This window comes from Vibrio sp. ABG19, assembly GCF_029962385.1.
Lineage (GTDB): Bacteria > Pseudomonadota > Gammaproteobacteria > Enterobacterales > Vibrionaceae > Vibrio > Vibrio ostreae.
Genome location: NZ_CP071708.1, coordinates 1,435,305 through 1,448,194, shown reverse-complemented (window position 1 = coordinate 1,448,194; position 12,890 = coordinate 1,435,305). Strand labels below are relative to the sequence as shown.

11 protein-coding genes are annotated in these 12,890 nt (G+C 53.0%); 6 read left to right on the top strand and 5 right to left on the bottom strand.

Annotation, left to right across the window (positions count from 1 at the left end):
* Positions 1–257: 257 nt before the first annotated feature.
* A complete protein-coding gene (locus J0X00_RS12885) occupies positions 258–1,421 on the top strand; it encodes a 5-methyltetrahydropteroyltriglutamate--homocysteine S-methyltransferase (protein ID WP_282478210.1) in 1,164 nt (387 codons plus the stop codon).
* 645 nt (positions 1,422–2,066) lie between these two features.
* On the top strand, positions 2,067–4,157 hold the full coding sequence (locus J0X00_RS12880; protein WP_282478209.1) for a TonB-dependent receptor: 2,091 nt from the start codon (positions 2,067–2,069) through the stop codon (positions 4,155–4,157).
* Between the two features lie 131 nt (positions 4,158–4,288).
* Here the strand turns inward: J0X00_RS12880 and zntR are convergent, their stop codons facing one another.
* Positions 4,289–4,687, bottom strand: coding sequence for a Zn(2+)-responsive transcriptional regulator (gene zntR / locus J0X00_RS12875; RefSeq protein ID WP_136487167.1), 399 nt, complete (start codon positions 4,685–4,687; stop codon positions 4,289–4,291).
* Between the two features lie 74 nt (positions 4,688–4,761).
* Here zntR and J0X00_RS12870 point away from each other — a divergent pair, with 74 nt between their 5' ends.
* The 3 genes from J0X00_RS12870 (at position 4,762) to purD (ending at position 7,946) form a co-directional block, all read left to right on the top strand.
* Positions 4,762–4,890, top strand: coding sequence for a phosphoribosylamine--glycine ligase (locus J0X00_RS12870; RefSeq protein ID WP_136487254.1), 129 nt, complete (start codon positions 4,762–4,764; stop codon positions 4,888–4,890).
* A gap of 107 nt (positions 4,891–4,997) precedes the next feature.
* Positions 4,998–6,590, top strand: coding sequence for a bifunctional phosphoribosylaminoimidazolecarboxamide formyltransferase/IMP cyclohydrolase (purH, locus tag J0X00_RS12865; RefSeq protein WP_136487168.1), 1,593 nt, complete (start codon positions 4,998–5,000; stop codon positions 6,588–6,590).
* Positions 6,591–6,653: 63 nt separating this feature from the next.
* Positions 6,654–7,946 (top strand): phosphoribosylamine--glycine ligase, encoded by a 1,293-nt coding sequence (gene purD, locus J0X00_RS12860; RefSeq protein WP_218562462.1) that lies wholly within the window; start codon positions 6,654–6,656, stop codon positions 7,944–7,946.
* A 133-nt stretch (positions 7,947–8,079) separates the two neighbouring features.
* On the opposite strand, the gene J0X00_RS12855 is transcribed toward purD, so the two are convergent.
* Positions 8,080–8,787, bottom strand: a complete 708-nt coding sequence (locus J0X00_RS12855) for a DUF1481 domain-containing protein (RefSeq protein WP_136487255.1) — start codon at positions 8,785–8,787, stop codon at positions 8,080–8,082.
* A 42-nt stretch (positions 8,788–8,829) separates the two neighbouring features.
* Positions 8,830–9,102, bottom strand: coding sequence for a nucleoid-associated protein HU-alpha (hupA, locus tag J0X00_RS12850; protein WP_136487170.1), 273 nt, complete (start codon positions 9,100–9,102; stop codon positions 8,830–8,832).
* A 330-nt stretch (positions 9,103–9,432) separates the two neighbouring features.
* Between hupA and J0X00_RS12845 the strand changes: the two genes are divergently transcribed.
* On the top strand, positions 9,433–10,512 hold the full coding sequence (locus J0X00_RS12845; protein WP_136487171.1) for a hemolysin family protein: 1,080 nt from the start codon (positions 9,433–9,435) through the stop codon (positions 10,510–10,512).
* An 85-nt stretch (positions 10,513–10,597) separates the two neighbouring features.
* On the opposite strand, the gene J0X00_RS12840 is transcribed toward J0X00_RS12845, so the two are convergent.
* On the bottom strand, positions 10,598–11,893 hold the full coding sequence (locus J0X00_RS12840; protein ID WP_136487172.1) for a mechanosensitive ion channel family protein: 1,296 nt from the start codon (positions 11,891–11,893) through the stop codon (positions 10,598–10,600).
* A gap of 383 nt (positions 11,894–12,276) precedes the next feature.
* Entirely contained in the window at positions 12,277–12,882 is a 606-nt protein-coding gene (locus tag J0X00_RS12835; RefSeq protein WP_136487173.1) for a DUF416 family protein, read from the bottom strand.
* Positions 12,883–12,890 lie beyond the last annotated feature (8 nt).

Here is a 12,890-nt window from a genome sequence, read left to right as displayed (position 1 = left end):
TGGTCCCGGCACAGCCCGGGGATAGCAGAGGGGCGAGGTCGCCAAAGCAGCAAACAAGGTCCTAATCTACAAGGCATGGCCGGCAAGCACAAATCAATCACGCTGAAAATTCATCCGATCTTCATCACAGCATGCCTTTACCACTCTATAGTGAATTAATTTCATACTCAGCATGAAAAAGCATCCCTTAACAGCCGTCCGGACATCCGATAATTTAACCCTACACCCATTAATCATTCACCGAGAGGCGCCTTGCTATGTCTACTGTACTTCCTCCTTTTCGTGCTGACGTTGTCGGCAGTTACCTTCGCCCGGATTATCTGCATCAGGCCCGTCGTGATTTCGCCAGTGGTACTATCGACCAAGCGCAACTGACCGCGGTGGAAGATCGTGCCATCACTGAACTGGTGGAAAAGCAGCAACAGGCCGGCCTGAACGTGATTACCGATGGCGAGTTTCGCCGCAGTTGGTGGCATCTCGATTTCATGTGGGGGCTGAATGGTGTCGAAAAAGCGCAGATCGAGCAGGGTTACCAGTTTGCCGCGGTTGAAACCCGCGCCGAAAGCACCCGCCTGAGCGGCAAAATCTCCGGCCACAACCACCCGTTTATTGAACATTTCAAGTTTCTGCTACCGTTGGCTGCGCCAGGCGTCACCCCGCGCCTGACCATTCCTGCCCCGGCCCAGTTTTTAAAAGAGCTGTTGCGTCCGTGCAATAAAGCCCACACCGAGAGCATCTACCCGGATGAAGCCGAGCTGCTGGCCGACATCGCCGCCGCTTATCAGACCTTTATCGCTGAATTGTACGCCGCCGGCTGTCGCAACCTGCAACTCGACGATTGTACCTGGGGCATGCTGACCGACCCGAAAGTCGCCCAAGCGAGCGTAAAAAATGATGCCGCGTGCGGCTGCGGCCACAGCCACGAGAACGGCTTTGAGCATCAGGGCGCGATTCAACCGCTGCTGAATAAACTGGTGAAGGTGAATAACGCAGCGCTGCTTGGCGCGCCGCAGGATCTGGTCCTCACCACCCACGTCTGTCGTGGCAACTACCGCTCAACCTGGGCCGCAACGGGCGGTTACGCACCGGTCGCGGATGTGCTGCTCGGTGAGTCTGCCGTCTCGGCGTTTTATCTTGAGTTTGATACCGACCGCGCTGGTGACTTTGCCCCGCTCGCCAAACTGGCCCCCAACAAACAAGTGGTGCTGGGGCTGGTGTCCTCCAAAGAAGGTCAACTGGAACCGGCAGACGCGATCGTCGCGCGCATTAAAGAAGCAGCTCAGTACGTACCACTGGAGAATCTGTGCCTCAGCACCCAATGCGGTTTTGCCTCCACCGAAGAAGGCAACGCCCTGAGTGAAGCGCAGCAGTGGGCCAAAATCGCCCTGGTCAAACAGGTCGCCGATGAGGTTTGGGGGTAAATCCCCGACTGGCGCCAACACGCTATGACAAAATTTGGCTGCGCCGGACATGCCGCAGCCCTTTACCCCATGTTGAGCGAGCCGTCTGGTTCGCTCTTTTTTATCTGCCGGACAGCTAAAAACAGGCTCTAACCCGCCTCTGAACCCCAATAAGCACGTGCTTCATCTCCAGCCGAAAGCGCCACGGACACTGCTGAGCGAAAATAATTCGTTCCAAATACGGAATACCTCATCCCACATCCTGCACATTAAAGACCGGTTCCGTTTGTTTGCCAGCACTCTATGCAAGTGCCTGATTTACTGCCTGCGTTACTGCCGCGTTTAAAACGCACAGCCCGCCCTTGCCACATTACTCAAAGAAAAAATATATTAAATAACATTAATTTACAAAAACTTACATTCTAAAGATCTGTTCGCATAAGTTCAGATAATGGCTACACAAACCGCGTATCAAGCCGGTTTTCACTGCCCAAACCGGGCAGTTCTTGAGCAACCAATCATCATCCCTATCAATATATCTGTCAGCACATCTCAACTCTGCGTGCCATTACTGACACAAGAACCAATACGAATGGTATTGATAATTGTTAACATTAATAAATATAATGCGCGCCTCTCACCGTTTTGTTTCAAGGATTTACAATCGTGAAGTTCCACTACTCAGCCCTAGCTATCTCTATTCTGTCCAGCTTGTATGCCGTGAACAGTGTTGCGGCAACCGCCGCCGATGAAACTCTGGTGGTCACGGCCAATGCAGGTTTAGAGAAAAAAATCACCGATGCTCCGGCATCAATTTCAGTAGTCAGCCAGCAAGATCTGGCCGAGAAAAACTACATGGATCTCGGTGAAGCGCTGAGTGGCCTGGAAGGCGTTGACGTGCGCAGCAGCACAGGTAAAACCGGTGGCCTCAACATCAGCATCCGCGGTATGAGCAGCAGCCATACCCTGATCCTGATTGACGGTATCCGCCAAACCGCCAGTTCAGACACCACACCAAACGGCTTTGGTGAGATGGGCAATGGCTTCGTACCACCGCTGTCTGCGATTGACCATATCGAAGTGATCCGCGGCCCGATGTCGACCCTGTACGGTTCTGACGCGATTGGTGGTGTGGTCAACATCATCACCAAGAAGAATCAGAAAGAATGGGTCGGTAACGTCAGCGCGGGTTACAACCTGCAGGAACACGATAAATGGGGTGATACCTCATCGCTGAGCTTCAACACTTCCGGTCCGTTAGTTGAGGACAAACTGAACCTCAACCTGCGCGGCACTATCAAGCACCGTGAAGGTTCAAGCATTACCTCGCTGAGCGAAAACAGCGCATCCCGTACGCCTTACCCGACTGAGAGCGACAACTACAACATCGGCGGTAAGCTGAGCTACAACATCAACGACGATCACACTGTGTTTGTTGACGGTCATATCGCTCGCCAGACTTATGACAACAGCGACAGCCAGTTGGGCGATGTCGGCACTTCCGGTGGTGGTTATGAAGATGAGCTGAAATTCAACGAAGATCAGCTCATTATCGGTCACGAATCCACTTTTGACTTCGGTCGCATCCAGTCCGATGCCTCTTACATGGTGACTGAAAACGAAGGTCGTCTGCTGACTTCACGCTCTGGCTTCAGCGGCGCAACCATAGGTAAAGATCGTAAACTGGAAAACAGCAACACTATCGTCAACAGCAAACTGATGACTAATATCGGTTCAGACCACTCTGTCACCATCGGTGGTCAGTACTGGCATGCAGAGATGAAAGATGGCGTGGTACTGGAAAAAACCGGTGAAACCTTTAAGCAAGACACCTTTGCCCTGTTTGCGGAAGATGACTGGTATCTTGCCGATCCACTGATCCTGACTCTGGGCGCCCGTTACGAGCACCACGATTCATTCGGTAGTCACGTCAGCCCGCGTGCCTACCTGGTATGGAACGCCAACCAGAACTGGACCGTCAAAGGCGGTGTCAGCACCGGTTACCGCACGCCGAGCCTGGCGCAACTGCATGACGGTATCAGCGGTATCTCCGGCCGTGGCACCGTTAACGTCATCGGTAACCCGGATCTGGATCCGGAAGAGAGCACCAGTTACGAAACTGGTGTTTACTACGAAGGTGACAACAACTTCAAAGCCAACGTGACTGTATTCGTTAACCACTACAAGAATGCGATCCAGTCTTACGATGTCGACAGCACAACGACATCATACGAAAACGTCGGTAAAGCGAAAATTGAAGGGGTCGAAGTCGGTTCATCCTTCCCGCTGTTCCGCGATGATCTGTCGATGAACCTGAACTACACCTACACCCACAGCGAGCAGGTCGGCGGCGATGACGACGGTGCACCATTTGGTAACACGGCCAAACACATGGCGAACGCCAAAGTGCGCTGGATTGCCAGCGAGTCACTGGATGCCTGGCTGGGTGCGGAATACCATGGTAAAACGCCGCGTTACACCAGCAACTACGACAACCTGAGCGATACGCAGAAATCGATCATGGACCAGAAAGGCAACCTGAAAGCCTGGACTGTGGTCAACATGGGCGCCACTTACGCAATTACCAAAGATCTGAAACTGAACGGTGCGGTGTACAACCTGCTGGATAAAGACTTCACCGATCTGGAGGTGATTGGCGGCGAATACGCGGGTGATTACTTCGATACTTCACGCTCAACGTCAGGTTACGTGAACCCAGGCCGTAACTACTGGGTATCGATGAATTACGACTTCTGAGTCAGCATGACATTCTAACAAGGTTGCCAGTAACCTTCGGGAGACTCAAAGCAATCTGAGCAATGCCAGAGCCAGCCTTCGGGTTGGCTCTGTTTTTTTCAGCGCGGACACACCATCATCACGCAGCGCGGCTATTCCAGCGCAGCCAGAATCGAGCAGTGGGTCGCATCATCATCGATATCCCCGCAGCAGGCATCATTGATTTTCTGCAGCGCGGCACGAATCCGGGTCAGCTCGGCAATCTTGTCATCAATCACCTGCAGTTTGGCACTGGTAATCGCTTTGGCTTCAGCGCAACTGTGTTCACTGGCCTCCAAACGAATCTCGAGTAATTCGCGGATCTCCTCCAGGCTCAGACCGAGCGCCTTCGCTTTGAGAATAAAACTAACCTGTTTTAAATTATTTTCATCATACAAACGATAGCCGGACTCACTGCGTCCGGCCGGTGCGATCAGCGCATTTTTCTCGTAAAAACGCAGCGTATCGGTGGAAACTTGGCACCGTTTGGCTAATTCTCCGATTTGAAACATAGTATCTCTCATTGGAAACATAGTATCTCCCGTTGGAAATATAGTATCGCCCATTGACTGCTTGGCTACTTTTTTTGCTTGAAAAACCAGTTTTTAGCTATTATTTTTCCCATGCCAAACGATTGCGCGAGATCTTTTGTAATAAATTGGTTAGAATACGCGCCATCCTGAAAGCCTGGAACAAAGGTCTTTACCAAAACTGACCAAGCTGTGATCAGAACGGATAAAAAATTCCCCTCTGCGTCACCCATGAACACTTTTGGCAAACATCTTTCGTCATTAACTCCATGAATTAAAGGAAAATGGAAGCATGAATAACGCTCGTCCTATTCGCCGTGCACTGATCAGCGTATCAGATAAAACTGGCATTGTTGAGTTCGCACAAGCGCTCGCTGAGCGCGGTGTTGATATCCTGTCTACTGGCGGTACGGCTCGTCTGCTGGCTGAAAAAGGTATCGCTGTGACTGAAGTCTCCGATTACACCGGTTTCCCAGAAATGATGGATGGGCGCGTAAAAACGCTGCACCCGAAAGTTCATGGTGGCATCCTGGGCCGTCGCGGTCAGGATGATGACGTAATGGCCACTCACGCCATTAACCCAATCGACATGGTAGTCGTGAACCTCTACCCATTCGCAGCAACCGTTGCCAAACAAGGCTGTTCACTGGAAGATGCGGTAGAAAACATCGATATCGGTGGCCCGACTATGGTTCGCTCTGCAGCGAAAAACCATAAAGACGTGACCATCATCGTGAACGCAACCGACTACGATCGCGTCATCGCAGAAATGGATGCCAACGACAAATCGCTGACTCTGAATACCCGTTTCGACCTGGCTATTGCCGCATTCGAGCACACTGCCGCCTACGACGGTATGATCGCGAACTACTTCGGTACCATGGTAGCAAGCTACGGCGAGAACAAAGAAGGCGACGAAGAATCTCAGTTCCCACGCACCTTCAACCAGCAGTTCATCAAGAAACAAGACATGCGTTATGGCGAAAACAGCCACCAGAACGCCGCGTTCTACGTGGAAGCGAACCCGCAAGAAGCGTCCGTCTCTACTGCGCGTCAAATTCAGGGTAAAGCTCTGTCTTACAACAACATCGCTGACACTGACGCCGCACTGGAATGCGTCAAAGAGTTCGCAGAGCCAGCGTGTGTGATCGTTAAGCACGCCAACCCATGCGGTGTGGCACTGGGCAGCGACATTCTGGAAGCGTACAACCGCGCTTACCAGACTGACCCGACCTCTGCGTTCGGCGGCATCATCGCCTTCAACCAGGAGCTGGATGCTAAAACGGCATCAGCTATCGTTGAGCGTCAGTTCGTGGAAGTGATCATCGCACCGAAAGTTTCTGCCGAAGCGGTTGAAGTGGTAGCGGCGAAGAAAAACGTCCGTCTGCTGGAGTGTGGCGAATGGTCAACCAAGACCACAGGTTTCGATCTGAAACGTGTTAACGGTGGTCTGCTGGTACAGGACCGTGACCAGGGTATGGTGACTCTGGATGACCTGAAAGTGGTGTCTAAGCGCCAGCCAAGCGAAGAAGAGCTGAAAGATGCGCTGTTCTGCTGGAAAGTCGCGAAATACGTTAAATCAAACGCTATCGTGTACGCAAAAGGCGACATGACTATCGGTGTCGGCGCAGGCCAGATGAGCCGCGTATACTCGGCGAAAATTGCCGGTATCAAAGCCGCGGATGAGAATCTGGAAGTGGCCGGTTCAGTAATGGCATCGGATGCGTTCTTCCCGTTCCGTGACGGTATCGATGCAGCCGCCGAAGCGGGCATCAAGTGTGTGATTCAGCCAGGCGGCTCAATGCGTGATGACGAAGTTATCGCAGCAGCAGACGAGCACGGCATGGCGATGATCTTCACTGGTATGCGTCACTTCCGTCACTAATTTATTTATGAGGTCCCGGGGCTGATTAGCCCTGGGCATTTATTCTTTTCGTTAGGATAGATTATGCAAGTTTTAATTATCGGTTCTGGTGGTCGTGAGCACGCACTGGGCTGGAAAGTCGCGCAAAACCCTGCGGTTGAGACCGTGTTCATTGCACCAGGTAATGCGGGTACTGCGCTGGAAGCGAAACTGCAAAACGTCAACATCGGCGTAGAAGATGTACCTGGCCTGGTAGCGTTTGCCCAGGACAACGCGATTGGACTGACTATCGTCGGTCCGGAAGCGCCACTGGTTATTGGTGTGGTGGATGCATTCCGCGCCGCTGGCCTGCCAATCTTTGGACCGACCGAAGCAGCGGCGCAGCTGGAAGGCTCAAAAGCGTTCACCAAAGATTTCCTGGCACGCCACAACATCCCGACGGCGGCTTACGCTAACTTCACTGAAATCGAACCGGCGCTGGCTTACGTTCGTGAGCAAGGCGCACCAATCGTCGTTAAAGCCGACGGTCTGGCGGCAGGTAAAGGCGTTATCGTCGCGATGACGCTGCAAGAAGCTGAAGATGCGATCAAAGACATGCTGGCTGGCAACGCGTTTGGCGATGCCGGCAGCCGCGTGGTGATCGAAGAGTTCCTGGACGGCGAAGAAGCCAGCTTTATCGTTATGGTTGACGGCAAAAACGTTCTGCCGATGGCCACCAGCCAGGATCACAAACGTGTCGGCGACAAAGACACCGGCCCGAACACGGGCGGTATGGGTGCTTACTCTCCGGCGCCAGTGGTCACTCAGGAAATCCACGACCGCATCATGCAGGAAGTAATTTACCCGACCGTGAACGGCATGGCTTCTGAAGGCCACCCGTACACTGGCTTCCTGTACGCTGGCCTGATGATCGACGCATCCGGCGCGCCAAAAGTGATCGAGTTCAACTGCCGCTTCGGCGATCCGGAAACGCAACCCATCATGATGCGTATGCAGTCTGACATGGTGGAACTGTGTCTGGCGGCTATCGACGGCAAACTGGACCAGGTTGAATCTAAGTGGGATCCACGTGCCTCAATCGGTATCGTCCTGGCCGCTGGCGGCTACCCGGGCGATTACGCTAAAGGCGATGTCATCTCCGGCCTGCCAACCACAGACGTGGAAGGCGAGAAAGTGTTCCACGCCGGTACCACAGACCAAGATGGCCAGGTGGTGACCAACGGCGGCCGCGTACTGTGCGCAACCGCGCTGGGCAACACTGTGCTTGAAGCGCAGCAACGCGCTTACCAGCTGGCGAAACAAATCAGCTGGGACGGCATGTTCCACCGCAATGACATCGGCTACCGTGCAATTGCACGCGAGCAGGCGGAAAAATAAGCAGGCTGACGGAGTGACCGGTTCGCTCCTCAGTTAAGCCTCGGTATTTTCACCAAGGCTCAGACAGACCAAAGGCGCTCATTGAGCGCCTTTTCTTTTATGCATTTCTGATCTGCATCAGCAGAGTCAAACCTTATCCGTCCTGCTCAGCGATCAGAGCCGGGCGTTTCACACAGTCGTGGCTGTCATCATCCAGAATGAGGATTTGGTCGATGCGTACCGTCTGTTTATCCGCCGAACCAAGAAATGCGACATAACTATCAAGCGAGGATAACCGGCTGACGACAAAATCCGGCAGAGTCTGATTGAATTCGACCTTGCTGTAGTCGGTGTCGGAGCAGCTTTCAAACACCTCCCCATCCCAGATGCCCTGAATTAGGGTCAGCCCCTGGCTGTCGAGCTGCCTGGTTTTCTCAACCAGCTCACTGGCCTGCTGCTGGTACTGAGCGAGCTGATTCTGATTGAGTGGCAGGACTTTGCCATCGACCCGGTACTGCTGATAAATCGCATCACCGTTTTTATCAAAGCGGATCTGCACCCGGTAAGGCACCAGCTGGCGCTCTTTCGGCTGCATACCCTCGCGAACCACTTCGCGCAATTCACCTTCGTCCCAGCGATAATTGGACTGATACCAGCCAAATCGCTGCGAAACCACGTAATCAGCCGCAGAGACAGTCTGATCCTGCCGCGCGCTGGTCCAGTAAAAGCTGGTCGCGTCGCCTGCGGTTTCACCGCCACTGTAATCACTGATTTGCTGGAGCTGCAGGGGATCGTACGGAAGAGAAGTGGCGCATCCGGCCAATAAGGCCGCACTGAAAGCGGAGAGAAGAAATGGTTTCATCATGAAAAAACGCCGAGACTAAGAATCTCGGCGTAGTATAGATTATTTCACTGAATCTTTCAGTGCTTTACCAGCAACGAACGCTGGTACGTTAGCTGCTTCGATTTTGATCTCTTCGCCAGTCTTAGGGTTACGACCGGTGCGCGCTGCGCGGTGATTTACTTTGAATGTACCAAAACCAATTAGTTGAACCTGGTCACCCTCTTTCAGTGCGCCTTCAACCGCGCCCAGAGTCGCTTCCAGAGCAGCTTTTGCCTGAGCTTTAGACAGGTCTGCTTTTTCGGCAATAAAGTCGATTAATTGGGTCTTGTTCATTAGGTTTCCCTTCTCATAGGTTATCGAATTGAGTTCACTCTAAAGCATAAATGCCCCGTCTGGCAAAGGTTTGTCGCGTAACTTGTGTCTCTCTGACGTAGTTTTAACCATAATATGAGTATTCACTCACAATTTGTTACCCAATGCCGCGAGCGCCTGACTTATTTTTAACGCAAAATATCCCTGGCTCTAGCAGGAAAATCCTCTTTAAGCCTTGTCATATCAAGGCTTTTACCTGATTGAGTGCAGACAAAAAAGCAGCAGTTGCTGTTGTTTTTTCGTCACATAATGTCACCCTTAGCGGGGTAGATGAACCATTAAGGAAGCTCCATGTTTTTGCTTACGATTTACGTCGCGATTGCGATTGGCGTATCGTTTATCTGTTCTGTCCTGGAAGCCGTACTACTGAGTATTACGCCCAGTTACCTGGCGCAGTTGCGCCAACAATCCCACCCGTCATCAGACAAGCTGGCTCAGCTCAAAGCGGATATCGACCGCCCGTTGGCCTCGATCCTGACCTTAAACACCATTGCCCATACCATAGGCGCGGCCAGTGCCGGCGCCCAGGCCGCGCTGGTATTCGGCAGCGAGTGGCTTGGCCTGTTCTCTGCCGCACTCACGCTCGGTATTCTGGTACTGTCGGAGATCGTGCCGAAGACTATCGGCGCCACTTACTGGCGCCAGTTGGCGCCGCTCACCGCGGTCATTTTGCGCTGGATGGTCTGGATTCTGGCCCCCTTCGTCTGGTTTTCGCAGCAGATCACTCGCCGTTTGGCCAGCAACAGTCAGTTGCCGCGCATGCGTGAAGAGCTGTCGGCGATGGCGATGCTGGCCGATGAAAGCGGCGAACTGGCGGAAGGTGAGTCGAAAATGCTGCACAACCTGCTCGCGATCCGCGATGTACTGGTCACCCAGGTGATGACGCCGCGTACGGTGCTGTTCCGGGTTCCGGCCGAGCTGACCATTGATGAGTTCCTGACCCAGCACCGTGATACGCCGTTTTCGCGCCCGCTGATCTACACCGAAACCACCGATAACATTATCGGCTTCGTCCACCGCCTGGAGCTGTTCCGTCTGCAGCAGAACAAGCTGGGCAGCAAGCAGCTGGGCGCGGTAATGCGTCCGATCCATGTCCTGCTCAACACCCAGACCTTGCCGGTTGCGTTTGAGCAGATGATGCAAAGACGACTGCAACTGGCCCTGGTGGTGGATGAATACGGCACAGTACAGGGGCTGCTGACCCTGGAAGACATCTTTGAACACCTGCTGGGAGAAGAGATCATCGATGAAGCTGACCGCACCACCGATATGCAAAAGCTCGCCACCGAACGCTGGGAACGCTGGAAAGCCGAGCACGGGGTACGTGAGAGCCGCGATGATGAGGACGATCAAACCAAATCCGGTTTCTAACCGCTATCTCAGCGCCTGACAGTACGCAGAAAAAAGCGCCGCCCTGATTGCAGAGCGGCGCTTTTTTATCGGTTGGCAGCAGCGGTTACTGCTGTGAGGCCCGCTCGTCATTCAGCGCGGGTTCAATCCAGGCTTGCGGCGCAGCCGGGCTTAAACGGCGAAAGTCACTGCCGGTCGGCGCCTGCGCCACGCGCAGACCAAACTGCGGCAGCACCGCATAAACATGGTCAAAGAGATCCGACTGAATACGCTCATATTCAACCCACTCGGTATTGGCCGCAAAGCAGTACAACTCCATCGCAATACCTTCATGCGTCGGTGCTAATTGGCGCACCATCAGGGTCATCGACTGGTGGATTTCCGGATGGGCACGCAGATAACGTTCCAGATAAGCACGCAAACTGCCAAGGTTGGTGAGATGACGGCCGTTAATCAGGCTGCCGTCGTCATAGTTATGACGCTGGTTAAAAGCACTGATCTCTTCCACTTTGTGTTTCAGATAGGGCTCGAGCAATTTGGCGCGGGTCAATTGCTCCACTTCCTGCGGCGACAGAAAATGCACACTGGTGGCATCAATCAGCACACTGCGCTTGATACGCCGGCCACCGGAAACCTGCATCCCTTTCCAGTTTTTAAACGAGTCGGAGATCAGCGAATAAGTCGGGATGGTGGTAATGGTTTTGTCCCAGTTCTGCACTTTAACTGTGGTCAGGCTGATATCAATCACATCACCGTCAGCGCCGTATTTCGGCATCTCCAGCCAGTCACCGACACTGAGCATCTTGTTGGCAGAGAGTTGCACCCCCGCCACCAGGCCCAGGATCGGGTCACGGAACACCAGCATAATAACTGCGGTCATCGCACCCAGGCCACTAAGCAGGATCACCGGCGACTTGTCGACCATAATCGAGGTCGCCAGCAGTGCAGCGATGACAAAGAAGACGATTTTCAGGCTCTGGACGATGCCGCGTACCGGCATATTGCGTCCGAAGGCCGTGCGCGCCAGCAGGGTATCGGCCACATCCAGCGCCGAGAACAGCGCCAGTAGGGTAAACAACACCACCCACAAGGCCACCAGCGTCACGATCCATTCGCGGATGATGCTTTCCTGCGACAGCCAGAGATTAGCCTGTATGCCGATCAGCATGCCCTGAATAACCAGGAAAATACGGCTGAATAACTTACCGGAGAACAGCGCATGGCGCCACATCGCACGTGATTGATCCGCGCGGCGCTTGAGCGTACCGACAATGCCGCGCTGCAAAATAAAATGCACCACGACCGCAATCAGGACAATCAGCCCCAATGCCTTCGAAATCTGCATTAACTGCGTCATTTCAATGCCGTTCTGGCTCAGCCAGTTTTCAACAGACTGCCACATACCCTCTCCTTATTACTTTGCCGCCGGATAACCCAGCACCACACTACGCACAGACATTGAGCATGGTACCGTATTCAGATGGCGTTTTGTGTGTCCGTCATCTTTTATAACAAAAACCCGACCTGACATTGAAAAAACGCTGAAATGAACATGCTGCTTTGCCGTACCTTGCTCCCTGATTTACACAAACAGGCACGATTTTCAGAAATAAACCCGATTTACCGAGACAGGCTCGACTTGCAAAACCTAAGAGGCAAGTAGTCATCATTCGTCCTCAATGTGTAAACACATTTCAGGACGAGACACATTTCAGGACGAGACAAACAACATAAAAAAAGCAGGCTAAAAAGCCTGCTTCTCACCATCCATCCGAACCAAGAGGATTAAAGTTCAATACCAATGTTGCTGACGCACTCATCACGCAGCTCAAAACGCAGGTCTTTAATCAGCTCGATATCGCGCTCGGTCGCTTCACGCAGCGGACGGTACAGCGCCCACTGCACATCCCATTCACCGCACACCGCTTCATTCTCTTTCTGGTTAGCGTTGCTGATGCTCTCACCGGTTTGTGCTTCTTCCAGTTGAGCCACAGTCTGGACCGAGATCTGGCTGACTTTCTGCATCGATTCGTACAAACCATCACGATCGAGCAGACCGTGCAGCAGAGTCGCCAGTGCTTCACAGGCATCAATCGCCGGATACACCATGTAAATATCAAACTCTTCTGACGTCGGGATCAACTCCTCCAGCTTTTCCAGCTGACGCTCGAAGTTGATTTTGGCGTTTTTCACCGTCATCAGTTCCCACACCGCATCGAGAATATCACGGTAACGACGCGGATCCGCAAATTGGGTATGTTCACAGAACATGGCGTAATTTGGGTACATGCGTTCACACAGGCTCGCCATAAAGGTAATCTGTTGCCAAGGTTCAAACTTCTCAAGGCGAAGTTGCAAAGGGTTCTGTAACCCATTTGATGTCTGTAACATGGTCACTC

Bases quoted from the DNA above. Each gene is read 5' to 3' on its own strand.
- J0X00_RS12855 (WP_136487255.1), bottom strand. From the start codon at position 8,787: ATGAAACCATTTCTTCTCTCCGCTTTCAGTGCGGCCTTATTGGCCGGA.
- J0X00_RS12885 (WP_282478210.1), top strand. From the start codon at position 258: ATGTCTACTGTACTTCCTCCTTTTCGTGCTGACGTTGTCGGCAGTTAC.
- purH (WP_136487168.1), top strand. From the start codon at position 4,998: ATGAATAACGCTCGTCCTATTCGCCGTGCACTGATCAGCGTATCAGAT.
- J0X00_RS12840 (WP_136487172.1), bottom strand. From the start codon at position 11,893: ATGTGGCAGTCTGTTGAAAACTGGCTGAGCCAGAACGGCATTGAAATG.
- J0X00_RS12845 (WP_136487171.1), top strand. From the start codon at position 9,433: ATGTTTTTGCTTACGATTTACGTCGCGATTGCGATTGGCGTATCGTTT.
- purD (WP_218562462.1), top strand. From the start codon at position 6,654: ATGCAAGTTTTAATTATCGGTTCTGGTGGTCGTGAGCACGCACTGGGC.
- zntR (WP_136487167.1), bottom strand. From the start codon at position 4,687: ATGTTTCAAATCGGAGAATTAGCCAAACGGTGCCAAGTTTCCACCGAT.
- hupA (WP_136487170.1), bottom strand. From the start codon at position 9,102: ATGAACAAGACCCAATTAATCGACTTTATTGCCGAAAAAGCAGACCTG.
- J0X00_RS12835 (WP_136487173.1), bottom strand. From the start codon at position 12,882: ATGTTACAGACATCAAATGGGTTACAGAACCCTTTGCAACTTCGCCTT.